This is a genomic window from Verrucomicrobiia bacterium, from assembly GCA_019634625.1.
Lineage (GTDB): Bacteria > Verrucomicrobiota > Verrucomicrobiia > Limisphaerales > CAIMTB01 > CAIMTB01.
This window is the reverse complement of record JAHCBA010000041.1, coordinates 36,570-60,485: the sequence shown is the minus strand read 5'-3', so window position 1 is coordinate 60,485 and position 23,916 is coordinate 36,570. Positions and strand designations below refer to the sequence as shown.

General features: G+C 67.2%; 28 protein-coding genes. 27 read left to right on the top strand and 1 reads right to left on the bottom strand.

Annotation, left to right across the window (positions count from 1 at the left end):
- The first annotated feature begins 826 nt into the window (after positions 1-826).
- The 18 genes from KF833_19660 (at position 827) to KF833_19575 (ending at position 15,323) form a co-directional block, all read left to right on the top strand.
- The gene (locus KF833_19660) at positions 827-1,555 is read left to right on the top strand and encodes a hypothetical protein (GenBank protein MBX3747533.1); all 729 of its coding nucleotides are present in this window, start codon (positions 827-829) and stop codon (positions 1,553-1,555) included.
- Between the two features lie 12 nt (positions 1,556-1,567).
- Complete coding sequence (locus KF833_19655; protein MBX3747532.1) at positions 1,568-1,987, top strand: flagellar hook assembly protein FlgD; 420 nt, start codon at positions 1,568-1,570, stop codon at positions 1,985-1,987.
- Positions 1,988-2,009: 22 nt separating this feature from the next.
- Positions 2,010-3,263 (top strand): flagellar hook-basal body complex protein, encoded by a 1,254-nt coding sequence (locus KF833_19650; protein ID MBX3747531.1) that lies wholly within the window; start codon positions 2,010-2,012, stop codon positions 3,261-3,263.
- 9 nt (positions 3,264-3,272) lie between these two features.
- On the top strand, positions 3,273-3,824 hold the full coding sequence (locus tag KF833_19645) for a flagellar basal body-associated FliL family protein (protein MBX3747530.1): 552 nt from the start codon (positions 3,273-3,275) through the stop codon (positions 3,822-3,824).
- Positions 3,825-3,839: 15 nt separating this feature from the next.
- Positions 3,840-4,859: a FliM/FliN family flagellar motor switch protein gene (locus KF833_19640; GenBank protein MBX3747529.1), complete on the top strand. Its 1,020-nt coding sequence runs from the start codon at positions 3,840-3,842 to the stop codon at positions 4,857-4,859.
- A gap of 14 nt (positions 4,860-4,873) precedes the next feature.
- On the top strand, positions 4,874-5,131 hold the full coding sequence (gene fliN, locus KF833_19635; GenBank protein MBX3747528.1) for a flagellar motor switch protein FliN: 258 nt from the start codon (positions 4,874-4,876) through the stop codon (positions 5,129-5,131).
- A gap of 374 nt (positions 5,132-5,505) precedes the next feature.
- Positions 5,506-5,982, top strand: a complete 477-nt coding sequence (locus KF833_19630; GenBank protein MBX3747527.1) for a flagellar biosynthetic protein FliO — start codon at positions 5,506-5,508, stop codon at positions 5,980-5,982.
- Positions 5,983-6,014: 32 nt separating this feature from the next.
- Positions 6,015-6,815: a flagellar type III secretion system pore protein FliP gene (gene fliP, locus KF833_19625; protein MBX3747526.1), complete on the top strand. Its 801-nt coding sequence runs from the start codon at positions 6,015-6,017 to the stop codon at positions 6,813-6,815.
- Positions 6,816-6,858: 43 nt separating this feature from the next.
- The gene (locus tag KF833_19620) at positions 6,859-7,128 is read left to right on the top strand and encodes a flagellar biosynthetic protein FliQ (GenBank protein MBX3747525.1); all 270 of its coding nucleotides are present in this window, start codon (positions 6,859-6,861) and stop codon (positions 7,126-7,128) included.
- Positions 7,129-7,145: 17 nt separating this feature from the next.
- Positions 7,146-7,925: a flagellar biosynthetic protein FliR gene (fliR, locus tag KF833_19615; GenBank protein MBX3747524.1), complete on the top strand. Its 780-nt coding sequence runs from the start codon at positions 7,146-7,148 to the stop codon at positions 7,923-7,925.
- 28 nt (positions 7,926-7,953) lie between these two features.
- Positions 7,954-9,042, top strand: coding sequence for an EscU/YscU/HrcU family type III secretion system export apparatus switch protein (locus tag KF833_19610; GenBank protein ID MBX3747523.1), 1,089 nt, complete (start codon positions 7,954-7,956; stop codon positions 9,040-9,042).
- Positions 9,043-9,046: 4 nt separating this feature from the next.
- Positions 9,047-11,167 carry a flagellar biosynthesis protein FlhA gene (flhA, locus tag KF833_19605; protein ID MBX3747522.1) on the top strand — a complete coding sequence of 707 codons (2,121 nt, stop codon included), beginning with the start codon at positions 9,047-9,049 and terminating at the stop codon, positions 11,165-11,167.
- Positions 11,164-12,255: a hypothetical protein gene (locus KF833_19600; protein ID MBX3747521.1), complete on the top strand. Its 1,092-nt coding sequence runs from the start codon at positions 11,164-11,166 to the stop codon at positions 12,253-12,255. The genes flhA and KF833_19600 overlap by 4 nt, the downstream gene beginning before the upstream one ends.
- A gap of 81 nt (positions 12,256-12,336) precedes the next feature.
- Positions 12,337-12,576, top strand: coding sequence for a hypothetical protein (locus KF833_19595; protein MBX3747520.1), 240 nt, complete (start codon positions 12,337-12,339; stop codon positions 12,574-12,576).
- Positions 12,573-13,406: a FliA/WhiG family RNA polymerase sigma factor gene (locus KF833_19590; protein ID MBX3747519.1), complete on the top strand. Its 834-nt coding sequence runs from the start codon at positions 12,573-12,575 to the stop codon at positions 13,404-13,406. The genes KF833_19595 and KF833_19590 overlap by 4 nt, the downstream gene beginning before the upstream one ends.
- Positions 13,403-14,272, top strand: a complete 870-nt coding sequence (gene motA, locus KF833_19585; protein MBX3747518.1) for a flagellar motor stator protein MotA — start codon at positions 13,403-13,405, stop codon at positions 14,270-14,272. The genes KF833_19590 and motA overlap by 4 nt, the downstream gene beginning before the upstream one ends.
- 18 nt (positions 14,273-14,290) lie before the next feature.
- Positions 14,291-15,046: an OmpA family protein gene (locus KF833_19580; GenBank protein ID MBX3747517.1), complete on the top strand. Its 756-nt coding sequence runs from the start codon at positions 14,291-14,293 to the stop codon at positions 15,044-15,046.
- Positions 15,036-15,323, top strand: a complete 288-nt coding sequence (locus KF833_19575; GenBank protein ID MBX3747516.1) for a hypothetical protein — start codon at positions 15,036-15,038, stop codon at positions 15,321-15,323. Before KF833_19580 ends, KF833_19575 begins: the two co-directional genes overlap by 11 nt.
- Before the next feature lie 7 nt (positions 15,324-15,330).
- On the opposite strand, the gene KF833_19570 is transcribed toward KF833_19575, so the two are convergent.
- Positions 15,331-15,591, bottom strand: a complete 261-nt coding sequence (locus KF833_19570) for a hypothetical protein (protein ID MBX3747515.1) — start codon at positions 15,589-15,591, stop codon at positions 15,331-15,333.
- Positions 15,592-15,765: 174 nt separating this feature from the next.
- Between KF833_19570 and KF833_19565 the strand changes: the two genes are divergently transcribed.
- From KF833_19565 to KF833_19525, 9 genes are read left to right on the top strand one after another with little or no spacing between them, the layout of a single operon-like run.
- Positions 15,766-16,512, top strand: coding sequence for a flagellar hook-basal body protein (locus tag KF833_19565; protein ID MBX3747514.1), 747 nt, complete (start codon positions 15,766-15,768; stop codon positions 16,510-16,512).
- A 20-nt stretch (positions 16,513-16,532) separates the two neighbouring features.
- Positions 16,533-17,315, top strand: a complete 783-nt coding sequence (flgG, locus tag KF833_19560) for a flagellar basal-body rod protein FlgG (GenBank protein MBX3747513.1) — start codon at positions 16,533-16,535, stop codon at positions 17,313-17,315.
- Between the two features lie 16 nt (positions 17,316-17,331).
- Positions 17,332-18,336: a flagellar basal body P-ring formation protein FlgA gene (flgA, locus tag KF833_19555; GenBank protein MBX3747512.1), complete on the top strand. Its 1,005-nt coding sequence runs from the start codon at positions 17,332-17,334 to the stop codon at positions 18,334-18,336.
- Entirely contained in the window at positions 18,308-18,937 is a 630-nt protein-coding gene (locus KF833_19550) for a flagellar basal body L-ring protein FlgH (GenBank protein MBX3747511.1), read from the top strand. Before flgA ends, KF833_19550 begins: the two co-directional genes overlap by 29 nt.
- Positions 18,938-18,941: 4 nt before the next feature.
- On the top strand, positions 18,942-20,051 hold the full coding sequence (locus KF833_19545; protein ID MBX3747510.1) for a flagellar basal body P-ring protein FlgI: 1,110 nt from the start codon (positions 18,942-18,944) through the stop codon (positions 20,049-20,051).
- Position 20,052: 1 nt separating this feature from the next.
- On the top strand, positions 20,053-20,427 hold the full coding sequence (locus KF833_19540; GenBank protein ID MBX3747509.1) for a rod-binding protein: 375 nt from the start codon (positions 20,053-20,055) through the stop codon (positions 20,425-20,427).
- Between the two features lie 6 nt (positions 20,428-20,433).
- Positions 20,434-20,931, top strand: coding sequence for a flagellar protein FlgN (locus KF833_19535; protein MBX3747508.1), 498 nt, complete (start codon positions 20,434-20,436; stop codon positions 20,929-20,931).
- Positions 20,932-20,945: 14 nt separating this feature from the next.
- Positions 20,946-22,373, top strand: a complete 1,428-nt coding sequence (gene flgK, locus KF833_19530; protein MBX3747507.1) for a flagellar hook-associated protein FlgK — start codon at positions 20,946-20,948, stop codon at positions 22,371-22,373.
- A 54-nt stretch (positions 22,374-22,427) separates the two neighbouring features.
- Positions 22,428-23,363, top strand: coding sequence for a flagellin (locus KF833_19525; GenBank protein ID MBX3747506.1), 936 nt, complete (start codon positions 22,428-22,430; stop codon positions 23,361-23,363).
- Positions 23,364-23,916 lie beyond the last annotated feature (553 nt).

The window sequence follows — 23,916 nt, the reverse complement described above, 5'->3', positions numbered from 1 at the left end:
TCCCACGGTGGCACCGCAGGGTGTCCCCACCCTAACCCAAAGCGCCCCCCTCGCAGACCGCACCGCGCCGCAGAGGGAATCGCCCCGCCCGGTTGCCATCGGAGGGACGAGCGCCGCGAGTCCGAGCGAAGGCGCGCCCCAACCCGCTGTCCTCCGACCCACTCCGCCCACGGTGGCACCGCAGGGTGTCCCCAACCCCACCCAAAGCCCCCCCCTCGGAGACCGCACCGCATCGCAGGGGGGACTGCCCCGGTCTGTCGGGATCGGAGATGCCGAAGGGGACATGACCCGACAGGACGGGTTCGTCGGGACCCAACGCGGGGATGCTCGTTCCGCTGCGGGATTACGGGAAGGCGAGGGTCCATGGCGGCAGGATCCGTCGCGTGTCCTGCGATTCGACCGCGGGCGAATGGCCATGCCGGCGATGGCGGAGATCCCCGCTGAAGCAATCCGTCGTGAGATCCCAGTCGGCCACCCATTGACGGAGCCGGCAGACCGCAGCGTCCTGGGCGCGTGGGACCGGTTGCCTGCCCGCCCTGGGGAAGAACTGCCGGGTCGCCCGGTGTTGGAAGCGCGCCCCGCGGTGCCAGGGGATGTCCAGCCGATGCGGTCCCAGCCCGCATTGTCAGCGGGTATCGCCGGAGCCAGCGCCACGCCGGTCGGCGACGGATCGGCCGGATCCCATGGGATGGCGGCGGCAACCGGGTTGGCGTCGAGGCGGGAGGTTGCCGAGGAGCGGGCGGGTGAGGCAGGGGCTGTTTTTGCCGGAAACGACCGTGGCACGCGGGCTGCTCTAGTCGGCGGTGGGATGAAAAGTGCCCGTCCGATGAACAAATTTGCCGAATCCGGCGGCCCTGGGCTGCCGGTCGGCAGAAATGTCACCGGGATGACGGCACCGAGACCGGGTGGGGGAGGGGCAGGAATCGCGGCCCCGGGGCGCGGCGACGTTCCGGTCGAAAGGGTTTTGGAGGAATTCGGACGGGAGACGGCGTCCCAGGCCATTCGCGAAGCGCGTTCCGATGGAAATGGAGGTCTGGTGCAGCCGCGTGCCGAAGCGGGGGAGGCGGCGGTGGAGAAGGTGCAGCGGTTGGCCTCCCTGATGACCCGGGAGATCGTGCTGTTCCGGCGTTCGGGCGAAGATGCGGTCTCCGTGGTGCTGCGGCCGGATGCCGGGACCGAAGTGCGGGTGCGGATCCGGCACCGGGCGGACGGGATCGATCTGGCGGTGCGCGTTGAGCGGGGCGACGCGGCGGCACTGCAAGGGCACTGGCACCAGCTGCGCGACGCCCTGGCCGAGCAGCAGGTCCGGCTCCTGCCTCTTTCCGAGTCGGGCGGCGCAGTCACGGAATCCGGGGGAATCGCCCAGGGCCGATCCGGGTTCGCGGACGACCGATCCTCGCGACAGCACGGTGCGGCGGAGGAACGGATGATGCCGGACGGAGACGGCGAGCGGAAGCGGGGCGGGGAAGCCCCGGAACGGGACGCGGCCTCTGCCACCGCCGGGCGGTCCGATCGCGGCAGCGGTTCCCAATCGGCCCGGGAATTCTGGGCCTGAGAATTTCAAGTCATGAGTGCCATTCACGCCATCACCCCTGGAGTCAGCAATCTCAATGAGGTTTCGCGGATTCCGGTCCAGACCCTGAACCAGGAGGATTTCCTGAAGCTGCTGGTGACCCAGTTGACCACGCAGGATCCGATGGCGCCCAAGCAGGACACCGATTTTTTCGCCGAGATGGCGACCTTCAGCACGCTCGAACAGACCCGCGTCATGCAGGCGGACATTGCGCTCCTGCGGGCGGACCAGCAGATCACGCAGGCGACCGGCCTGCTGGGTCGGACGGTCGAGGTCAGCGTGGATGAAGAGACGCGCGCCGTGGGAACGGTGGACGCAATCCAGATTGAGGCAGGGAGGCCTATGGTGGTGGTCGGTGACCGGCTCTTCGCCCTGAGCGAGGTGCTGGCCATCGCCCCGACAGTCACGACCTGAATCCAATAACGATCCGAATCCTATGTTACGCTCGCTCACCTCCGCCATCAGCGGCCTCCAGAACTTCCAGGGGCGCCTTGATGTCATCGGCAACAACATCGCCAACGTCAACACGACCGGCTTCAAGGCCGCCCGTGTGGACTTTGCCGACTCCTTCAGCCAGACGCTCCGAAGCGCCAGCGCCGGCAGCCCCACCAGCAGTGGCACCTCGTCCATGCAGGTCGGGTCCGGCGTGACCACGGCGGCCATCCGCAATCTCTACACCCAGGGCGCCATCACCGGCACCAACGTCAAGACCGACCTCGCCGTCGCCGGCGAGGGCTATTTCGTGGTGCGCGATGCGCTGAGCAACTCGAACTTCGCCACCCGGGCGGGGGACTTTCGTCTCGACGGCAACGGTCACCTGGTGACCAACGGCGGGATGCGGGTGCAGGGATACAACGACTCCAAGCTGAGCGGCATCGGCGACATCAAGATCGACCTGGAAGGCATGCTGGTCCATGCCACCCCCCCGCGCGGTTCATCGTTGCTGAACCTGGACACCTTCGCGGATCTCGAGTCCTTCGCGCTCGGGCTGGCGGAGGCGACCGATCCCGAATCGATGGACGGCTTCCTGTTCGGACAGTTGAGCGCCGACACCCAGGCCCAGCTTGCCGCCTGGAAGGACATCACGCCGGATCGGCCGCCCATTTCGGCGGACCTGTCGAAGCGGGTCGTGGACGACCTGAACGCGGCCCTCAGCGGTCCCAGCCTGTGGAAGGCGGATCCGGACGACAACAAGCACTTCGACGGCGTTGTGCTGCGGGACGAGACCCGTTCTCTGCTGGGCGAGGGGATGGAGGGCGAAAAACTGGCCCGGATGAACCGGATGCTTCTCGAGGACGCCTACGGATCGGCCATGGCGCAGAAGCCTCTGCCGACGCTGGCGTCGTACGCGATCGACACCGAAGGGCGGGTGAACATCAACCTGTCGGACGGCAGCCAGTTCGTGCGGGGCCAGGTCCTGCTGCAGAACTTCCGCGATCCGCAGAGCCTGGTGAAGGAGGGCAACAACCTCTATTCCGGCATCACCATGGCCGGACCGCTGGAGAACATGGCCGCCGCCGGCACGCAGGGTCTCGGTCGGATCCAGTCCGGCGCGCTGGAACTCTCGAACGTCGATCTGGCCAACGAATTCTCGACCATGATCACCGCGCAGCGGGCCTTCCAGGCCACCGCCCGGGTGATCTCGGTGAGTGACGACATGTTGCAGGAGTTGGTCAACCTCAAGCGGTAAGGCGGCCCCATGGCGGACACCAAACCAGAAGGCGACGCCCCAGCGGCGGCGGCACCGGGCGGGGCGAAGGGCGGACTGGGGGCCTGGTTGCCATTGATCCTCACCCTTGTGGCCATGCCGGCTCTGGCGTACGGGATGACCACGTTCGTCATTGTGCCGCAGATCCAGAAGGCCGTCGCGCCGCTGGCCGGCGTGGAGGGCGGCGAGGGAGGGGCTCCGGCCCGGGCGGGTGGCGTCCCGGCCAGGGGCGGGAGCGGGACCAAGGAGTCGGTGCCCCTGACGAAGATGGTGGTCAACGTGGCGGGAACGATGGGGACCCGGTACCTGTTGAGCAGCATGACGCTGGTGGGCACGACCGCCGGCTTCAAGGCGAAGGTGGAACAGAATCGGGATCTGCTCCTGGATCTGGCATCCAGCGCGTTGAGCAACAAGACCATAGCCGATCTGGAACGGCCGGGGGCGCGCAACGAGATCCGCATGGAATTGCTGACCGTCTTCAACCAGGCCCTGGGCGCCGACATGGTGCAGGAGCTGTACATCACCGAGTTCGCCATCCAGTAGGGGGAGCCCCACGCCATGGACGCTGGTGCCGATGACATTCTTGCCCAGGTGCTGTCGCAATCGGAGGTCGAAAACCTCCTGGCGCAGGTCACCGAGGAGGAGAACACCCTCCTGGTGCACACGGCGGAGAACCGGCAGGTGCGGCTGCCCAAGGACCGGATCCAGCCCTACGACTTCCGGCATCCGGTCTTTCTGTCGCAGGGCGAGCTGCGCCGGTTGCGGCTGCGTCACGAGGAGTTCCTGCGCGCCCTGGCGGCCCAGCTTTCCCTGTATCTGCGGATGGAGTTCACGCTCCAGATGTCGAAGCTCCAGACCCTGCTCTACAAGAAGTTCACGGAGAGCCTGGGCAACCCGACCCACCTCACCCTGTTCCGGGCGGAACCGCTGCCGGGCGTTTGCATCCTCGAGATCACCCCCCGGCTGGGCCTCACCCTGGTGGACCGGCTTCTGGGAGGGCCGGCCCATTCGGTCAATCCCAATCACGACTTCACCGAGATCGAGCTGGCGCTGCTGCAACAGGCGGTGCAGGTGATCCTCGGCGAGTGGTGCAACCACTGGCGCGGCATCCAGGAGCTGCGCCCGGTGCTGCTCGGCCAGGAGACCAACGGGCGTTTCCTGCAGACCTCCCCCCACGACACCGTCATGCTCGTTCTGTGCATGGAGGCGCGGATCGGGGACTGCATGGAGGCGATGCAGATCGGGTTTCCCTACTACACCCTCGAGCCCCTGATTCGCGAACTGAGCCGGACACTCGATGCCTCGACTGCCGACCGGCCTGCCGCGTCCGCCGATGCCCCGCTGGCCTGGGATTCGCGCTTCGATGAGGTGCCCGTCCCGCTCTGTGCCGGGTGGTCGGGGCTCGAAATGGCGGTCCGCGACGTCGCCGCCCTGAAGGTGGGTGACATCGTGGAGTTGTCGCCGTCCAGCGCCGAACAGGTGAGCGTGCGCCTCGACGATTCGCCTCGATTCCGCGGCCGCCTGGGCACCCGCGACGGCCGATGGGCCGTGCAATTGATCGAACCCCGCACGGAATAGCCTTTTCGCCCGCCATGGATCCCTCCCCAAACGCCTCCCCGAACCTGGATGTCCTCCTGGATGTGCCGGTCAAACTGACCGTCGAGCTGGGTGCCTGCCGCATGCCCATGCGGGAGGTGCTGCGCCTGGCCGCCGGATCGGTGGTCCAGCTCGACAAGGTTGCCGACAGCCCGGTGGACCTCTTCGTCAACCAGCGCCGTATCGCCCGCGGCGAAGTGGTGGTGGTGGACGACCGGTTCGGCATCAAGATCACCGAGATCGTCAGCGGCTGATCGACCCCGCCTGAACCGAGCGCCGGCCTGCGGCGAGGGGAATCGGGAATGGGGGATGGGGGACGGTGCATCCCGGAGTTGTGGGTGAGGAGGCAGCGAATCGGAGGGACGAGCTCTGCGAGTCCTCAACCCAACGCTCCGCACCCTTGCGGCCTCGTGGAACTCGGCCCTCCGAGGCCACGCTTCGCGGAGCTTGCACCTCGCCCAACCACTCCGGGATGCACGGATCGACACCCTGCCAGCCCGGTTGAAATTGCCTCGAGGGCGGGGGATGGGGGCAACTCCTGCCGCAATGGGGGATCGGAACCGTCGATTCGGGCCGTTTTTGCCCTGCGGAACGTCCGGCATGGGCGCTGCTCTGGAAGGGCGTGTCGATGGTATTCCCCATTCAAGCCTTCCGCTGCCGGTTGCCGGCCAGGGCCGGTCTTGTCGTCCTGCTCGCCGCCTCGGGACTGGCGGTCGCCGCCGAGCCGTCGGCGGCGGGCGTCCCGGGTGACGAGGCGCTGCCTCTGCCGGGCCTGGGCGTTTCGATGATCCGGTTGATGGGCGCGTTGGCCCTCGTTCTGGGATTGTTCCTGGGCGGTGTCTGGCTGGTGCGAAACTGGCAGCGCCTTTCGGCGGGCAGGGCGGGGCGACCGGACCTGAAGGTGATCGAGATGCGATCGCTCGGAGCCCGGCAGGCACTCTGGGTGGTGGGCTACCGGCAGCAGCGGATGCTGGTGGCGTCGTCGCCATCCGGTGTGTCCCTCCTGACGCATCTGCCGGAGGCGGGCCAGGACGAAGTGGTCCCGACCGCGCCGTCGCTGGATTTCCAGGAAGCGTTTCGACAGGTCCTCGGGCGCCGCGCATGAAGACCGGATCGACCATGCAGACGGGGTGGGGGATGAGGCGGAGCGCCGGGTGGATCGTTCGGGGGCTGGCGCTGGTCGGGCTGGCGGCGTGCCTGGTGTGGGGCGGGGTGGCGGAGGCGCAGACCGTTCCGGCACCGGAACCGGCCCCGGCCTCGACGGGGGGGATGAACCTGAACATCGGCGTGAACGGTCTGTCGCAGGCGTCGGATGTCGATTCGGCGATCAAGGTGCTGTTTGTCATCACGCTGCTGACGCTGGCGCCGTCGCTGGTGCTGCTGATGACGAGCTTCACCCGGATCGCGATCGTGCTGTCCTTCGTGCGAACGGCGTTGTCGGTGCAGGGGGCGCCGGCGAACCAGATCATCATCGGGCTCTCGCTGTTCCTGACCTTGTTCATCATGGCGCCGGTGTGGGAGGAAGTGGACCGGGAGGCGCTGGCACCCTACCGGGCCGGGGAGATCCAGGGGGCCGAGGCGCTGGACCGGGCGACCGGGCCGGTGCGGGCGTTCATGCTGCGTCAGTGCCGGCCGAAGGATGTGGAGCTGTTTGTCGGACTGGCGAAGCTGGGTCCGATGGCACCGGAGGAACTGCCGATGAAGGTGGTGATTCCGGGATTCATCGTGAGCGAACTGCGGACGGCGTTTCAGATGGGGTTCCTGCTGTTCGTGCCGTTCATTCTGATCGACCTGGTGGTGGCCACGGTGCTGATGAGCATGGGGATGTTCATGATGCCGCCGATGACCATCTCGCTTCCGTTGAAGATCCTGCTGTTTGTGCTGGTGGATGGATGGAACCTCATCGTGCGGTCGGTGGTGTTGAGTTTCGGGGGATGACGGGAGGGGACGGGTGGGAGGCGGACGCGGCCAGAACAAGACCATGAATCCGGAATTCGCGGCGGAACTGTTGAAGTCGATGATGATGCAGGCGGTGGGCCTGGCGGCGCCCTTCCTGCTGACCGCCATGCTGCTGGGGCTGGCGGTGAGCCTCTTTCAGACCGTGACATCGATCCATGAGCAGACCCTGACGTTCGTGCCGAAGGCGCTGGGCATCACCGGGGTGCTGCTGGTGCTGCTGCCCTACATGTTGCGGACGGTGATCGAGTTCACGGTGGCGGTCATCGAGCGCATTCCGCAGATGACGCGATAGGAGGGGCATGGAACGCAATGATACCGTTGACCTCCGAGTGGCTGGCCGGGTGGGTGATGGTCTTCCTGCGGGCGAGCGGCCTGCTGATGGTGTTTCCGGTTTTCTCCGCGCCGTCGGTCCCGGTGCCGATCCGGGTGGCGCTGGGCGCGCTGCTGGCCTTCCTGGTGAGCCCGATGGTGCCGGGCGGGGTGGCGTCGGGGATGGACATGGCCGGGTTGATCGGGCTGATGGCGGCGGAGGTGGGGATCGGGCTGCTGTTCGGATTTGTGTGCCGGATGGTCTTCTATGCGGTCGAAATGGCGGGGGCGATCATCGGGGCGGAGATCGGATTGAGCCTGCCGCCGAGCTACAACCCGCTGACCAACTCGCAGGCGAGCGTGCCGGGGACGATGCTGAACTACCTGGCGACGATGCTGTGGCTGGTGCTGGATCTGCACCACTGGATGCTGGTGGGGTTTCAGCGGTCGTTTGCGCTGCTGCCGGTGGGGACGGCGGGGTTGCCGGAGGCGGTGCTGGGCGAGGTGTTGCGCTGGGCCGGGCTGGTCTTCGTGATCGCGTTGCAGATGGCGGCGCCGGTGATGGCGGTGTCCTTCATCATCTCGCTGGTGTTTGCGGTTCTGGGACGGGCGGTGTCCCAGATGAACGTCTTCACGGAGAGTTTCGCCGTGCGCCTGTTCTCGGGCCTGGTGGTGTTCGGGCTCGGGTTCCAGTTGATGTCGCACCAGATCGGCAACTACCTGGGGCGGTTGCCGGAGGACGTGGTCCGCATCGCGGCCCTGATGCGGGTCCGGCCATAGGGGGGCGGGAGGAGCGCCCGATGAGGTCATGAGCGAGCAAGTTGGCGAGAAGACCGAGCAACCGACACCGCGTCGGCTGGAGGACGCCTGGAAGAAGGGCCAGTTCGCGCGGAGCACGGAGATCCAGACGGTGTTTGTGCTGGGGGCCGGCTTCCTGGCGCTGTTGTTCACCAGCCGGGAGATCTGGCGGATCCTGAGCGTGGCGGTGGGCTCGACGCTCGGGCACCTGCACGAGGTGCCGCTGACGCCGGTGGCCATGCACGGGCATGTGGTGAGCACGGCGGTGGCCCTCGGTCAGTGCCTCTGGCCCATCATGGCGGCGACCATTCTCGGCGGATTGCTCGCCGGCGGCATTCAAAGCCGGTTTCGGACGGCTCCGGAGGCTCTGGAGGCGAAGTGGGAGCGGTTGAGCGTGGTGAGCGGGTTCAAGCGGGTCTTCTCGATCCATTCGACGGTGACCGCGGGCATCGCGCTGCTGAAGCTGACGGTGATCGTGGCTCTGACGGCGCAGGTGATCCGCGGGGTGCTCGACGACCCGATCTTCACCGCGATGGTGGATGTGCAGCGGATCAACCTGTTCATGGCCGACTCGGCGCGGAAGATCATCCTGCGGGTCCTCTTCGCCCTGATGGTCATCGCCGCCCTCGATTACGGATACCAGTTCTGGAAGAACCACCGTGACATGATGATGACCCGTCAGGAGGTCAAGGATGAGATGAAGAACACCGAGGGCAATCCCCAGGTGCGGGCCCAGCAGCGCCGTCGCCGCCAGGGCGTCAACCAGCGCAAGATGCTGATGGACGTGCCGCAGGCGGACGTGGTGGTGACCAACCCGACCCACCTTGCCATCGCCCTGCGGTACGACCGGCGGACGATGAAGGCTCCGCGCATCGTGGCCAAGGGATCGCGCCTGAATGCGCTGCGGATCCGCGAGGTGGCGCGGCAGCACCAGGTGCCGATCCTCGAAGACAAGCCGCTGGCCCGGCTGATGTTCAAGCACGGGCGGGTGGGCGGGGAGATCCCGGCCCAGGTCTTCGCGGCGGTCGCCGAGGTGCTGGCCTGGGTGTACCGGGTGAACGCCTACCGCTACTACCGCGAGCAACACGCCGGAACCTGATCCCATGGCCGCCCCTCAGACACCTTCCAGGATTTCGCGCCTGCTCGGCAGCGGGGACCTGTTCCTTACGGCGGCGCTGTTCGGGACCATCCTGCTGATGATCCTGCCCGTCTCGCCGTTCCTCCTGGACGGCCTGCTGGCGGGAAGCATCGCCATCTCGCTCCTGATCCTGCTGGTGATCCTTTACGTGAAGGAACCGGCGGATTTCAGCGGGTTCCCGACCCTGCTGCTCTTCGTGACGCTGTTCCGGCTCGGCCTGAACATCGCCTCGACGCGGCTGATCCTGCTCGACGGCTATGCCGGTCAGATCATCCAGTCCTTCGGGGACTTCGTGGTGCGGGGGAACTTCGTGGTCGGCCTGGTGGTCTTCGCGATCCTGGTGATCATCAACTTCATCGTCATCACCAAGGGCGCCGGCCGCATCGCCGAGGTGGCCGCCCGGTTCACCCTCGATGCCATGCCGGGCAAGCAGATGGCCATCGATGCCGAACTCAATGCCGGGGTCATCAACGAGGCCGAGGCGCGGGAACGCCGCCGTCGGGTCGAGCAGGAGGCCGACTTCTACGGCGCGATGGACGGTGCCAGCAAGTTCGTCCGCGGCGATGCCGTCGCCTCGATCCTGATCACCCTGATCAACGTCATCGGCGGATTCGCGATCGGGATCATGCAGAAGGGCATGACCGTGGCGGATTCGCTCCAGCGCTTCACGCTGCTGTCGATCGGGGATGGCCTGGTCTCGCAGGTGCCGGCCCTGATCACCTCGGTGGCGGCGGGCATTCTGGTGACCCGGGCGGCCGCCAAGGACGACCTGGGCCGGGAGTTGAGCAAGCAGCTCTTCCTGTTTCCGCGGGCGATGTTCGTGTTGTCGGGGATGCTGGGGATCTTCGCCCTGGTGCCGGGCCTGCCGACCCTGACGTTCCTCGGGCTGGCGGTGGTGACCTTCCTGCTCGCCCGGGCGCTCAAGCAGCACCAGGGGCAGCTCAAGGAGGCGGAGGCGGCGGCGGGGGGTGGCGCGGGGGCCGGCGCCAAGGGTGCGGGCGGAGCGGGCGGAGGACCGGCCAAGCCCGAGGGCGGTGCGGCCGAGAAGCTCGAGTCCCTGCTGCCCCTCGACACCCTTCAAATCGAACTCGGGTACGGGCTGGTCGGACTGGCGGACGGTCGGCGCGGCGGGGATCTGCTCGAACGGGTGACCGGGGTGCGCAAGACCTTCGCCCAGGAGATGGGGATGGTGGTGCCCCCCATCCGGCTGCGCGACAACATGCAGCTCGGTCCCAACGAGTACCGGTTCCTGCTGAAGGGCAATCCGGTGGTCCAGGGCGAGTTGATGCCCGGCCAGTGGCTGGCCATGAACGCCACCAACAGCAAGACTGTGCTGCGCGGCATGCCCACCGTGGAACCCGTGTTCAAGCTGCCCGCCACCTGGATCACCGAAGTCGAGCGCCGCAACGCGGAGCTGGCCGGGTACACCGTGGTGGACGCGGCCTCCGTGCTGGTCACCCACCTTTCGGAGACCATCAAGCGCAACGCGCACGAGATTCTCAGCCGGCAGGACGTGCAGACCCTGGTGGACAACCTCAAGCAGACCCACTCGGCGATCGTCAGCGATCTCATTCCGGGGATGCTCAACCTCGGTCAGATCCAGCGGATCCTGCAGAACCTCCTGGCCGAGGGCATCTCGATCCGCAATCTGTCCGGCATTCTCGAGAAGGTCGCCGATTACGCCGCGGTGACCAAGAATCCCGACGAGCTGTCCGAGCACGCCCGGCGGGCGCTGGGTTGGCAGATCGTGAAACCCTACCAGCAGGACAACGGGATGCTGCGGGCCATCACGCTGGATCCGCGCCTCGAACAGCAGATCTCGCAGGGCGTGCGGCAGACCCCCATGGAGGTGTCCCTGGTCATGGAACCCAGACTGGCCCGGCACCTGGTCGAGGGATTGTCCGGTCGGATCCAGCAGCTCCTGGCGGTCGGGCAGCCCCCGGTCGTGCTTTGCGCGCCGCAGATCCGGCTGGCGTTCCGGCGCTTTTTCGAGACGACTTTCGCCGAGCTGGCGGTGCTGTCGTACGCCGAGATCCCCGCCCGCGTTGAGGTGCAGAGCGCCACCACCATTCCCTGTCCGGAATGAGCGCCGACGACCAGCTGGTGCCGTTCGTGGCCGATTCCGTCGAGGATGCGGTGGCCCAGGTGCGGGCCCAACTCGGTCCTTCGGCCGTGGTCGTCCATGTCCGGCGCATCCCGGTGCAGTCCGGACGTTTCCTGCGGCGCCCGCGTCAGCGGCTGGAAATCCTGGCCTATCGGCCGGAGGCGGGGGAGACGGGGGGCTGGTCCGGGGCGCCCCGATGGGTGGAGCCAGGGGTGGACGGCACGGCCGGGGGCGGAATGGGCGGGGAGGAGCGGCGTTCCGTGGAGTCCCTGCCGCTGGAGGAGGCGTCCGCCAACGGGGGGGAGAGCTTCTCCGGCGGGGGCGGTTGGCGGGTGGGGCGGTTGCTCGAGGCGACCGGATTCCAGCCCAGCCACGCGCAGCGGGTGGTGGACACCCTGCGGCGCGGGCATGGGGACGCACCGCCTCCGGAGCTGTCGCGCGAACTGGCGCTGGCCCGGTCGGCGTTGACGGCGTTCTGGCCGCGGGCCCGGGGCGAGGTCGGGCGGGGTGGCGCTCATGTGATGCTGGGGGCGCCCGGGGTGGGCAAGACAACGGCCTTGTGCAAGTGGCTGACCCAGGCGGTGCTGGTGGAGGCCCGGCGGGCGCAGGTCTGGCGGCTGGATGGCCAGACGGCCAACACGGCGGAGGCGTTGAGCGTGTATTGCGAAGTGCTGGGAGTTCCCCTGGAACGGTCCTGGCGCGGGTCGATGGAGGTGGACGAGGGCGGGCTCGCCTTCGTGGATCTGCCGGGGGTGGACTGGCAGGACGCGACGGCGTTGAAGGCGTTGACGGGACAGGTGGCACGACTGCCGTCGGCACGCCTCCACCTGGTGTTGAACGGGGCCTATGACGTGTCGGTGCTGATGCGTCAGGCCCGTGCGTTTTCGGCGCTGCCGATCGAGGATTTGATCGTGACCCATCTGGATGAGGAGACCCGGTGGGGGAAGCTGTGGAACCTGGTGTTGGGCACGAATTACTCCGTCCGGTACCTCAGCGCTGGGCAGAATATTCCGGGTGAATTCATCGCGGGATCGCCCGAAGCCCTCCTGTCCCGTCAGTTCCCGGCGTAAGTCCTTTGGAATCAGCGGGCACCCCTGATGGTCCCCCTTCTGGCAGGCGGCCTGCTACACACGGGATGCGGTAGCAGCGCTATGAAACTTCTGATGCTGATCGGGGCCTTGGTCGGATTTGGCGTGGGATTCCTCTTTAGCCTCCTGCGGGAGAGCCCGTGGCCCAACGTCGTCTGGCACGCGTGCATCGCGGCGTACGCCGCCGGGATGATGCTCCGGTGGTGGGGGCGTCGCTGGGAGGAGAACCTCCGTCACGCCCTGATCGAAAAAGAGCATGCAGCGCTGGGCTCGCAGCCAACCTCCACCCCCGATTCGAGATGATCGCCACCTATTCCCAAGCCACCCAGGAAGGGCCTCCACCGGTCGCCAACCTTTCGCAGGTCTGGACCTGCTATGCCCGGGCGGGTCACGGGAGCACCGCCGAGAACGACCTGGTGGAGCGTCATGTCAGCCTGGTGAAGACGGTCGTGGGCCGCCTGGCAATGGCTCTCCCGCCCCACGTGGACATCGAGGACCTGCAGAGCGCCGGGCTCGTCGGGTTGCTCCATGCCATCCGCCGGTTCAACCCGCTCGGCGGCGCCTCCTTCGAGACGTACGCGAGGGTGCGGATTCGAGGCGCCGTGCTCGACGAGCTGCGCCGCATGGACTGGGTGCCCCGCTCCGTGCACGAAAAGGCCCGGCGCGTGCAGGAGGTCATGCAGCGCCTCGAACAGGAGTGCGGGAGCGTGCCTGGCGAGGGGGAGGTGGCCCGGGCCATGGGGCTGGGCCTCGAGGAGTACCGCGAACTGCTCGCCGAGATCCGGCCCGCGACGTTTGTCTCCCTCGACGCCGTCAAGACCGGCGCCGACGAAGACCGGCCGCGGCCGATGGAAACGCTGTCGGACGATCGGGAGCCCTCGCCCGGCGAACAGGCTGCCCGGCGCGAGCTGGCGCAGTTGCTGGCCGATCGCATCGAGCAGCTCCCGGACGCGCAGCGAAAGGTGCTGGCACTCTACTATTACGAGGATCTGCGGCTGCGTGAGATCGCGGAGGTGTTCGGAGTGACCGAGTCCCGGATCTGCCAGATTCATGCCCAGGCGATCCTGGCGTTGAAGAGCTACCTGCGGCGCACGGAATCCGGAGGCGTGAAGCCCCGCAGGACGACCCCATGATCATCATCATCGGCGCCATCATTGTACTCGGATCGGTCATCGGGGGGTTCACGATGGCCGGCGGCCACGTGGGCTCGCTCATGCATCTGTCCGAGTTCATCATCATCGGCGGAGCCGCCCTGGGGGCGCTGGTGATCATGTCGCCGAAGCGGGTTCTGGTGGACTTGGGCAAGCTCACGCTGGCGAGCCTCAAGGGGGCGCCCTACGGACGGGCCGAGTACGAGGAGCTGTTCAAGGCGCTGTACGAGCTGTTCATGCTGGGGCGCCGCAACGGGATGATCGCGCTGGAGGAGCACGTGATGAATCCGAAGGCGAGCAGCATCTTCGCCAAGTACCCCCGGTTCCTCGCCAACCATCATGCGGTCGAGTTCCTCTGCAGCGGCCTGCGGCCGATCGTGGATGGCAAGATCAAGCCGGACCAGTTGAAGCTTCTGCTCGATGTCGAGATCGAGAGCATGGAGCAGGAGGAACACCAGCCGGTGCAGGTCCTCACCAAGGCGGCCGACGCCATGCCCGGCTTCGGGATTGTCGCCGCGGTGCTCGGCATCGTGATCACCATGGGCGCCATCTCCGGCCCCATCGAGGAGATCGGCTACAAGGTGGCCGCGGCGCTGGTCGGCACCTTCCTGGGCATCTTCCTTTCCTACGGGTTCCTCAATCCGCTGGCGGTCAACATGGAGTTCCTCAACCAGGCCAGCATGTCCTACATCCGCTGCATCGCGACGTCGGTCGTCGGGTTCGCCAACGGCATGGCTCCCATCATGGCCGTCGAAGTCGCCCGCCGCGGTCTGGCCAGCGATGTCAAACCGCCCGTGGACGCCCTCGAGGCGATGCTCAAATCCCTCAATGCCCCCGGGAAGAAGTAGCCGGAGCAGCCTCCTGTCATGAAACACAAAGGGCATCACGGCGGCGCCTGGAAGGTGGCCTACGCGGACTTCGTCACCGCCATGATGGCGCTCTTCATGGTCCTGTGGCTCACCGCCCAGGACGAGAAGATCAAGGAGGCCGTCGAGAGGGCCTTCAAGAATCCCTTCGGCGCCCTGACCAAGGAGAGCATGGGGATCATCCCCAGCCAGTCGGACCCCATGAAGATCGAGGACCGCGGCAATTTCGATGCCGCCTCCATGGTCGAGTTGTCGGTGCTGCGTCGGCTCAACGAGGACCTGTTGAAGACGCTCCGGCACGAGCATGACGACCCGTCCGAGCGGTCGGTCGAGCTGGAACTGACCGCCGAAGGACTGCGCATCACCATCTTTGACCGCTCGCAGCGGCCCATTTTCGAGCCCCAGTCCATCAACCTCACCCCCTACGGCGACTGGGTGCTGTCCACGCTCGCGTGGGAACTGGCCCGGTACAGATCCTTCACCATCGAGGTCGAGGGCCATACCGAGCAGGGACATCCGCCCCTGAGCGACAGCTACGGCGACTGGGAGATGTCCGCGGACCGTGCCAACATCGCCCGGCGCAAGCTTCTCGTGCATGGCGTGAGCGCCGGACAGATGCGCAAGGTGGCGGGTTTCGCCGATACCGCACCCATGCCCAACCACCCGCCGGAGGCGGAAGTGAACCGTCGTGTCACCATCATGCTCAAGATCCCCGACCCCAGATTCTCGGCCACCCAACTGTCCCATGCCGGCTGATTTCGTTCCCCTTGCTGTGCCCGCCCATCGGGCCGCGGATCCGGGCGGATTCCGCGTCCGGGTGCTGCCGCCGCCGGGCGATTCCCCTGCGCCGGCCTTCGCCCCGCTGCATTGCCACCCACCGGCTGCCGCTGCCGCGGAAACGGCCGCTCCAGCCTCGACACCGGCTCCCGTCACGCCCCCCCAGGTGACGCTGCGCCGGGATGGAGACCGGGTGACCGGGGTGCGGGTGGTGTGCGGCTGCGGGCAGGTGCTGGACCTCGAACTGGTCTATTAGGATCGGTTCAGAAAACGACGCAAACTTCGTGCATATGCACGAAGTTTGCGTCGTTCTTGGGTCCCTTGGGTCCTTTGAGTCCTTTGAGTCCCTTGAGTCCTTTGAGTCCCTTGAGTCCTTTGAGTCCCTTGAGTCCCTTGAGTCCCTTGAGTCCCTTGGGTCCCTTGAGTCCCTTGGGTCCCTTGAGTCCCTTGGGTCCCTTGGGTCCCTTGGGTCCCTTGAGTCTCTGGCGCGCACGCCGCCCCCCTGCGTTCCCACGCCGTTTCAAGGGCAGGGCTTGGAGGGACAACCCTGCCGGGTGCCGCGGGAAGACGGTGGGTTCCCGGCAGAATCGACCGGCGGACGCGGAAGGAATTGCCAGGGAGACGCCTTGGGGAGCGGGATTCGGGCCGGAATGGGCCGCTTCCGACGATGGCACGCCGGCTGCTAAGTGGGATGGCGGATGAATGTCAGCCTGTACCATGCGGCCTCTGCGCTGAACGCGACGGATCGATGGCAGGAGATGATCGCCCAGAACCTGGCATCGAGCGGGGTGCCCGGATACAAGAAGCAGGAGATTTCCTTCTCCGCGGTCCAGGCGGGCCAGGCCATTGCCGGACCGGCGCCGGTTTCGGGAACCTTCCAGTTGCCCCAGGCGCGGGCCGTGACGTCGTTCCAGGCGGGCGAGCTGCGGTACACCGGGTCGCCGACGGATGCGGCCATCGACGGGCGGGGCTTCTTCGAGGTGCAGCTTCCCAACGGGACTTCGGCCTTCACGCGGGACGGGGAGTTCCGTTGGAGTGCCCAGGGGCAGTTGGTGACGAAGCAGGGTTACGCTGTCCTCGGGGATGGCGGACCGATCCAGCTCGATCTCGACAACCCGGCACCGTTGTCGATCGCGGCCACGGGTGAGGTGAGTCAGGGCGTGGACATGAAGGGGCGGCTGCGGATCACGGAGTTCAACGATCCCTCGCTGTTGAAGCCGCTGAGTGGCGGGCTGTTCCTGGGTGGCGATCCGGGGCTGGCGGGGCGGGAGGCTGCCGAGTCCACGGTCCGGCAGGGCTGGATCGAGGGCGCGAACACCTCGGTCGTCGGGGAGATGGCCAACCTGATCACGGCGATGCGGACCTTCGAAGCCAACCAGCGCCTGATCCAGATGCATGACGAGCGGATGTCCCGGGTCATCTCCGACCTCGGCACTCCCAACTGAACCCGGCTTCGAACCCCGCCATGTTGCGTGCCCTCTATTCCTCCGCGGCCGGGATGCAGTCCCAGCAGCTCAATCTCGACGTCATCGCCAACAACCTGGCGAACGTCAACACCACCGGCTTCAAGAAGAGCAAGATCGAGTTTCAGGATCTGCTCTACCAGACGGCGCGCGCCGCGGGAGCCGAGCAGGGGGCCGGCAACCAGTTGCCGACCGGGATCCAGATCGGGCATGGCGCCCAACCCGTGGCCACGGCCAAGATCTTCACGACCGGCGAACTCACGCAGACGGGCGAACGCCTCGACGTGGCCATCCAGGGCGACGGATTCTTCGAGGTGCAGCTTCCCGACGGCACACGGGCCTACACGCGGGACGGCGCCTTCAAGCTGGCGGCGGACAGCCGCATCACCACCAGCGACGGTCTTGTGCTCCAGGGCGGCTTCCAGCCGATCCCCCCGGGGACCACCTCCATTTCCATCTCCCCCAGCGGCGAGGTCACCACGCAGGGCGCCAACGGGGCCCAGAACTTCCGCGTGCAACTGGTGCGCTTCGCCAATCCCGCCGGACTCGAGAACATGGGCCGGAACCTTTACCGCGAAACGGCGGCCTCGGGCGCCGCCGAGATCGGCAATCCGGGCGAGAACGGCTTCGGCGATCTCCAGCAGGGCTACCTCGAGATGTCCAACGTCAAGGTGGTCGAGGAGATGGTGAAGATGATCGTCGCCCAGCGGGCTTACGAAGTGAACTCGAAGGCGGTCCAGGCCGCCGACGAGATGATGCAGCTCAGCAACAACCTCCGTCGCTAACCCATCCCCCATCACGATGCCTGATCCGCGGTCCATCGCCCAGCCACCCGTCGTCGGCCCGTCCGTTTCCCGGAGCGCCTGTCCGTGGTTTGTCGGACTCGGCTTCGCCTGGGCGTCGCTGGGGGCGCTTTGGGCGACGAACCCGGTCCTGACACTCCCGCGAATGGCCGAGGTGAGTGGGGACGGCATCTATCTGTCCCAGGTGGTCAGCACGGTTCCGCCCGTCGATCTGCCGCATGTCCGCGTCGCTGCCGCACCGCCCTTCGGTCAGGTCGCCATGCTGTCCCGCGCCCATGTGAACGCCTGGCTGCGCCAGCACGCCCCCGATCTGGACCCCACCCAATGGGTCGGGGCGGACCGCGTGCGGGTCACCCGCCGTTCGCGATCGATGGACGAGATCGAGATCCGGGAGCGGTTGCGCACCCTTGTGCAGGACGAGTATGTGAAGGAGAGGGGCGAACTGGACCTTCGACTTTCGCGCCCATGGTCCTCGCTGCCGGTTCCCGACGAAGGGGTCACCCTTCAGATCGTCGATCTGCCTGCCACCGGGCCGGGGACCAGCTTCTTCATCCGGTTCGAACTGTGGAGCGGCTCCGAACGGCTCGGCAACTGGCAGGTGGCCGCCTCGGCCCGCATCTGGCGGGAGATCCCGGTGGCCCAGGTTCCGTTGTTGCGGGGGCAGACCCTCGCCGATGCCGCCGTCATTCTCGAGCGCCGCGACGTTCTCGCCCTGCGCGGTGCCCCTGGCGTGTTCGATCCGGGCGATCCCTCGTTGGAACTGGTCGAGAACATCGCTGCCGGGCAGCCGATCCTCGCACGCTCGGTCCGTCCGCGCCCGGTGATCCGCCGTGGGCAACTGGTCGAGGCCGTCATGGAGAGCGGCGCGCTCAGCATCACCCTCAAGGTGGAGGCGCTGCAGGACGGTCTTCCCGGCGAAAACATCCGTGTCCGGAATCAACTCACGCGCCGCGAACTGGCGGGCAAGGTCCTCAATGAACAAACCATCCTCATCCCTCACTAGCCTCGCCCTGGCGGCAGCCCTGCCGCTCACCGGGGTTTCCGTCGCCGCCCAGTCCCTCTGGAAGGACGACACGTCGCAATCGATGTTCGCCGACAAGCGCGCCCGCGCCATCGGGGACATCGTCACCATCCTGGTCCAGGAGAGCACCTCGGCCTCGAAGGAGAACGGCACCAAGACCTCGCGATCCAGCGGGATCGACGCCGCGATCAACACCTTCCTCTACAGCCCCGCCGCCAGCGGCATGCTCACCCACAACGGCAAGCTGCCGGCCGTCAACATGGCCGCCAAGACCTCCTTCGACGGCGGTGGCCAGGTGCAGAACGCCGAACGCATGACCGCCCGCATCGCCGTGCGCGTCGTCGATGTCCTGCCCAACAACAACCTCGTCATCGAGGGCCGGCGGCAGACCAAGATCAGCGGCGAAACCACCGAGGCCATCCTGCGCGGGGTCGTCCGTGTCGAGGACGTCACCGCCAACAACACCGTGTTCAGCTACAACGTCGCCGACGCCACCATCCAGTACCTCTCCAAGGGCCCGGTGAGCGATGCCCAGCGCAAGGGCTGGTTCACCAAGGTCTGGGACAAGGTCGCCCCCTTTTGATCCCATGAAACGTCTTGCCGGCCTGGGTGCCATTCTCGCCCTCCTGATCGCCACTCCCGGCCTTGGGGCCGCCAGCGCGAGGGTCAAGGACATCGCCATGATCTCGGGCGCCCGCGACAACCAGTTGGTCGGGTACGGACTGGTGGCGGGGATCGCCGGGGACGGGGACAAGAACCCGGTGTACACGCTGCAGACGGTGGCCAACCTCCTGCAGCGCTATGGCATCACCGTGCCCGCCGCCACGCTGTCCTCAAAGAATGTGGCCGCGGTCTTTGTCACCGCCGACATCCCGGCGTTCATGAAGCCGGGCAGCCGCCTCGACATCACCATCTCCTCGCTCGGGGACGCCAAGACCCTGCAGGGCGGGGTGCTGCTCCAGACGCCATTGGTCGGCGCCGACGGGCAGGTGTATGCGGTGGCCCAGGGGGCGCTCTCGGTGGGCGGACTGTCCGCCGGACCCGATGGCGGCGGCGGCGCCACCGTCCAGAAGAACCATCCGACCACCGCCCAGATCATCGGGGGCGCCCTGATCGAGCGGGAGATTCCCACCCAGATCGTCCGGGACAACAGCATCGATCTCCTGCTTAGGGAACCGGACTTCACCTCGGCGGCGCGGCTGGCGGTGACGGTGAACCAGGCGTTCCCGGAAGCGGCGACGGCCCTGGATTCGACCACGGTGCGGGTGCGGATGCCCTTTGGGCTCCAGGGATCGCCGGTGGACTTCATCGCCCGCCTGGAGGCGCTCGAAGTGCAGCCCGACACGCCGGCGCGCATCATCATCAACGAGCGAACCGGGACCATCGTGGCCAATTCGCGGATCCGGATCTCGAGTTGCGCCGTATCCCACGGGAACATCACGATCACGGTGGCCTCGACGCTCGATGTGTCGCAGCCGCCGGCCTTCAGTCCGCAGGGGCAGACGGTGGTCACGCCCAGCACTCAGACCAGTGTGAGGGAGGAGCCGGGCTCCCTGGTGCCGCTGCCCGAGATGCCCACCATCGAGCGCGTGGCTTCGGCGCTGAACGCCCTGGGGGTCACCCCGCGGGACATGATGGCCATCTTCCAGGCGATGAAACAGGCCGGCGCGCTGCAGGCCGAACTGGTGCTCCGCTGACATGTCCTTCTCCGCCCTCACCCCGCTGCCGTCCCCGGCCTCCGTCCCGGTCGAACGGCTCGAACATCACCGCGGACTTTCCGAGGGCGACAAGGTCGCCGAGGCCTGCCGCCAGTTCGAGGCGATCCTCCTCCGGCAGATGCTCACCGACGCGCGCAAGGCGGTCATCCCCTCCGACCTCAACCGTGAGTCGGCCACATCCGATATTTATCAGGATATGATCAACACCCAGCTCGCGGACGCCATGAGCCAGAGCGGCGGCTTCGGGCTGGCGCGGAGTTTGCAGGTGCAGCTGGAGTCGGGGAAGGGGACCGATCCAGCGGCGGACGGTCTTCCTGGAGCCGCCGGGATTCAGGGTGCCGAACCCCATCGTTGATACGCCATGATTGCCCAACTCGAACGCCTGATCGCCGGTCTCCGCGACGAGCTGCAGCAGTATGGCGAGATGCTGGCCCTGCTGGACCGCGAGCAGGAACTCGTGATTCAGCGCGCGAGCGCCGAACTGTTCGAGACCGTCGGAAGCATCCAGATGCAGGCCGCCGTCATTCAACAGGCGCGCGCGCGCCGGGAGGATGACCGCACCGCCCTCGCCCGGGCCCTTCGCCAGCCCGACGACACGTCGATCACCGCGATCGTCCCGCAGCTCCCGTCCGACTATCAGCCCCTGGTCGAAGCCTTGATCCGCGAGAACAACCAGCTCCTGGTCCGCGTCCAGCAGCGGGCCCGCCAGAACCATCTCCTGCTGACCCGTTCCCTCGAACTCATGCAGCGCTTCATCGCCACGCTGTTTCCGTCGCGCGACACCCAGGTGTACGACGACCACGGCCAGCGCCCGATGCGGCATCCCCTGGTGCCGGCCCGGTATGAAGCGGTCGGCTGATTTCCCCTCCTCCCATGCTAGGACTTTTCGGCACGCTCAACCTCGCCACCCGCTCGCTCTCCACGCAACGGCTGGGCACCGAAGTCGCCGGGCACAACCTGGCCAACGTCAACAACCCGGCTTACGCCCGGCAGCGGCTTTCAATTGCCACTTCGAACCCGATCCCCTCCGGGCTCGGTCCGCAGGGCACCGGAGCCGAGGGCACGGCCATCGTGCAGCTCCGCAACGGGCTGCTCGACCGCCAGATCCTCACCGAGAGCGGTGTCCAGGGTTCGCTCGCCTCGCAGCAGCGGGCCCTCCAGTATGCCCAGGCCAATCTCGGACAGTTCCTCGACCGCCACACCAGCGGCGCGGAAGGCGCGGCGGCGGCCGGTGGCGTGGGCGGGCAGCACGGCCTGGCCGAGGAGTTCTCCGCGTTCTTCAACGCCTTCCACAGCCTCTCGACCAACCCCACGTCCACCGCCGAACGCCAGGTCCTTCTCCTCAAGGCCCAGAACGTCGCCACCCAGTTCAACCAGGTCTCCACCCGGCTCGATGGCGTCAACAGCCTCCTCAACGACGCCGTCCGCTCGGACGTGTCCACGGCCAACACCCTCCTCGGCGACGTCGCCAAGCTCAACGATCAGATCATCCGCATCGAGGTGGGCGGCGGCCTTGCGAATGACCTGCGCGACATCCGGCAGCAGCGCCTCGAGGAACTGGGGCGCCTGGTCGATTTCACCACCACCGAACTCCCCTCCGGTTCGATCGAAGTCTCCATCGGCGGTGTCGCCATGACCTCGGGGGCATCGGTGCTCGACCGCCTCGAGGCCTTCGATCCCGGCGACGGACAGCTCCTGGTGCGCGCCCAGGGTTCCAGCACCCCGCTGAGTCTCGGGAGCGGCGCCCTGCACGGCACCCTCGAAGCACGGGACGGCGCCATCGCCACCCTGCGCGGTGACATCCAACGCCTTGCCAGTGAGATGATCTCGCAGGTCAACGGCATCCATGCCGGGGGCTACGGTCTGGCCGGCACCACCGGCGAAGCATTCTTCACCGGCACCGACGCCGCCTCGATCCGCGTCAATGCGGTCCTCCTCGACGATCCCGCGCGCATCCAGGCCAGCGGAGAGGACGGCGCCGCCGGCGACAACCAGGTCGCCCTCGCCCTCGCCCGCCTGGGGGACCAGCCGATCGCCGCCCTGGGCAACCAGACCTTTCTCCAGCACTACGGTCAGAGCGTCGCCCGGCTCGGCCAGTCCCTCTCGTCCGTCAACACCCAGCTCAGCAACCAGGATGTGGTCCAGTCGATGCTCCTGCGGCAGCGCGACTCCGTCAGCGGCGTCTCGCTGGACGAGGAGATGACCGACCTGATCCGGTTCCAGAAGGCCTTCGAGGCCTCGGCGCGCCTCGTCTCCCTCGTGGACCAGATGCTCGACACCGTTCTCAACATGAAACGCTAGGCCGTCACCGGGCGCGGGCCACTCCGCATCCGCCCGCCCCGCGGCCCTCCCCGCATGCGCGTCACCGCCAACACCTTCCCCAATTCGCTGATCGACCAGTTGAACCGGCTGGCGACCCGCCAGTACCGCCTGCAAAACCAGGCCGCCACCGGCCAGCGGATCACCACCCCGGACGACGACCCCGTCGCCATGCGCCGGGTGCTGGACATGCAGGGCGAGGCCAGTTCGGTCGGACAGTACCTGCGCAACGTCGCCCGCAACCAGGAGCTGGCCTCGGCCTCCTTCGCTCCCATCCGCGCCGTCGGCAAGGTGGTCGATCGCGCCAGCGAGATCGCCGTGCTGGCCGATGGCCTCAAGTCTCCCACCGAACTCAAGGCCTACGCCGCCGAGGTGGACCAGCTCATCGGGCAGGCCCTCGAACTGGTCAATTCCCGCAACCGCGGCGACTCCCTTTTCGGCGGCACCCGCGCCGATGTCGCCCCCTTCTCCAAGGTCACCGATGCTGAAGGCAAGGTCGTGGGCGTGACCTACCACGGCAACACGACGCTGGCGGAGAACGAGATCGCCTCGGGGGTGAACCTCACCGCCCAGACCCTTGGCGCCAACACCACCGGCACCGGGCCGCGCGGCCTGATCACCGATTCCCGCACCGGCGCCGACCTGTTCAACCACCTGATCTCGCTTCGCGACAATCTCCTTGCCGGGGACGTCGCCGCCATCGCCTCCGTCGATCGCCCGGCCCTCGAGGCCGACTCCGACAGCGTGGTGTACCACCTCGGCACCAACGCGTCGGTCCAGGCCCGGCTGGAAACCTCGCAGAGCCTGCTCAAGCAGCGGAGCCAGTCGCTTGAAGGACTCATCTCCAAGGAGGCCGACGCCGACCTCGCCCAGACCCTCGTCCGCCTCAACGAGGTCCAGACCGCCTACCAGGCCGCCCTCCAGAGCGGCGGCACCATCCTCGGCCGGTCCCTGATGGACTACATCCGCTGAGGCTGTTCCCGGGGTGGCGGGATGGGGGAAGGAGGCGCTGCAAATGGACGGAAATGGACGCAAACGGCGTGCATATGCACGCCGTTTCGGGCGTTTCAAGGCTTTCACCCCGGGGTCAGATCTCTGAATTTGACATTCGGTCCCCCCTCTCAGGTGCTGCCGTTCCATGTGTCAAATTCACAGATCTGACCCCGGGGTGCGCCGACCCCGGGGCCCGCCGTGCGGAGTTGTGGGTGAGGCGGCAGTGCATCGGAGGGACGAGCTCCGCGAGTCCTCGTCCCAACGCGCCACACCGTTGCGGCCTCGTGGAACCCGGCCCTCCGAAGCCACGCTTGGCGAAGTCTGCACCTCTCCCCTCCACTCTGGGAGGCGCCCCGTCGGACCCAGAGTCGCCCCGGGTGGCTTGCACCCGTTTCCGGACCTGTCAGCGTCCGCCCATCGCGCGCCCGCCTGTGCGTCGCGACCGCCTATGTCCTCCCACCCACCCGGACGGGCGTGGAGCGTCGCCTCCGGCGATTTCTCCCGCGCATGTCGTCTCGTTTGTGTCGCAACC

Coding starts and splice junctions, on each gene's coding strand:
- KF833_19660 (MBX3747533.1), top strand. CDS start 827: ATGAACAAATTTGCCGAATCCGGCGGCCCTGGGCTGCCGGTCGGCAGA.
- KF833_19655 (MBX3747532.1), top strand. CDS start 1,568: ATGAGTGCCATTCACGCCATCACCCCTGGAGTCAGCAATCTCAATGAG.
- KF833_19650 (MBX3747531.1), top strand. CDS start 2,010: ATGTTACGCTCGCTCACCTCCGCCATCAGCGGCCTCCAGAACTTCCAG.
- KF833_19645 (MBX3747530.1), top strand. CDS start 3,273: ATGGCGGACACCAAACCAGAAGGCGACGCCCCAGCGGCGGCGGCACCG.
- KF833_19640 (MBX3747529.1), top strand. CDS start 3,840: ATGGACGCTGGTGCCGATGACATTCTTGCCCAGGTGCTGTCGCAATCG.
- fliN (MBX3747528.1), top strand. CDS start 4,874: ATGGATCCCTCCCCAAACGCCTCCCCGAACCTGGATGTCCTCCTGGAT.
- KF833_19630 (MBX3747527.1), top strand. CDS start 5,506: ATGGTATTCCCCATTCAAGCCTTCCGCTGCCGGTTGCCGGCCAGGGCC.
- fliP (MBX3747526.1), top strand. CDS start 6,015: ATGAGGCGGAGCGCCGGGTGGATCGTTCGGGGGCTGGCGCTGGTCGGG.
- KF833_19620 (MBX3747525.1), top strand. CDS start 6,859: ATGAATCCGGAATTCGCGGCGGAACTGTTGAAGTCGATGATGATGCAG.
- fliR (MBX3747524.1), top strand. CDS start 7,146: ATGATACCGTTGACCTCCGAGTGGCTGGCCGGGTGGGTGATGGTCTTC.
- KF833_19610 (MBX3747523.1), top strand. CDS start 7,954: ATGAGCGAGCAAGTTGGCGAGAAGACCGAGCAACCGACACCGCGTCGG.
- flhA (MBX3747522.1), top strand. CDS start 9,047: ATGGCCGCCCCTCAGACACCTTCCAGGATTTCGCGCCTGCTCGGCAGC.
- KF833_19600 (MBX3747521.1), top strand. CDS start 11,164: ATGAGCGCCGACGACCAGCTGGTGCCGTTCGTGGCCGATTCCGTCGAG.
- KF833_19595 (MBX3747520.1), top strand. CDS start 12,337: ATGAAACTTCTGATGCTGATCGGGGCCTTGGTCGGATTTGGCGTGGGA.
- KF833_19590 (MBX3747519.1), top strand. CDS start 12,573: ATGATCGCCACCTATTCCCAAGCCACCCAGGAAGGGCCTCCACCGGTC.
- motA (MBX3747518.1), top strand. CDS start 13,403: ATGATCATCATCATCGGCGCCATCATTGTACTCGGATCGGTCATCGGG.
- KF833_19580 (MBX3747517.1), top strand. CDS start 14,291: ATGAAACACAAAGGGCATCACGGCGGCGCCTGGAAGGTGGCCTACGCG.
- KF833_19575 (MBX3747516.1), top strand. CDS start 15,036: ATGCCGGCTGATTTCGTTCCCCTTGCTGTGCCCGCCCATCGGGCCGCG.
- KF833_19565 (MBX3747514.1), top strand. CDS start 15,766: ATGAATGTCAGCCTGTACCATGCGGCCTCTGCGCTGAACGCGACGGAT.
- flgG (MBX3747513.1), top strand. CDS start 16,533: ATGTTGCGTGCCCTCTATTCCTCCGCGGCCGGGATGCAGTCCCAGCAG.
- flgA (MBX3747512.1), top strand. CDS start 17,332: ATGCCTGATCCGCGGTCCATCGCCCAGCCACCCGTCGTCGGCCCGTCC.
- KF833_19550 (MBX3747511.1), top strand. CDS start 18,308: ATGAACAAACCATCCTCATCCCTCACTAGCCTCGCCCTGGCGGCAGCC.
- KF833_19545 (MBX3747510.1), top strand. CDS start 18,942: ATGAAACGTCTTGCCGGCCTGGGTGCCATTCTCGCCCTCCTGATCGCC.
- KF833_19540 (MBX3747509.1), top strand. CDS start 20,053: ATGTCCTTCTCCGCCCTCACCCCGCTGCCGTCCCCGGCCTCCGTCCCG.
- KF833_19535 (MBX3747508.1), top strand. CDS start 20,434: ATGATTGCCCAACTCGAACGCCTGATCGCCGGTCTCCGCGACGAGCTG.
- flgK (MBX3747507.1), top strand. CDS start 20,946: ATGCTAGGACTTTTCGGCACGCTCAACCTCGCCACCCGCTCGCTCTCC.
- KF833_19525 (MBX3747506.1), top strand. CDS start 22,428: ATGCGCGTCACCGCCAACACCTTCCCCAATTCGCTGATCGACCAGTTG.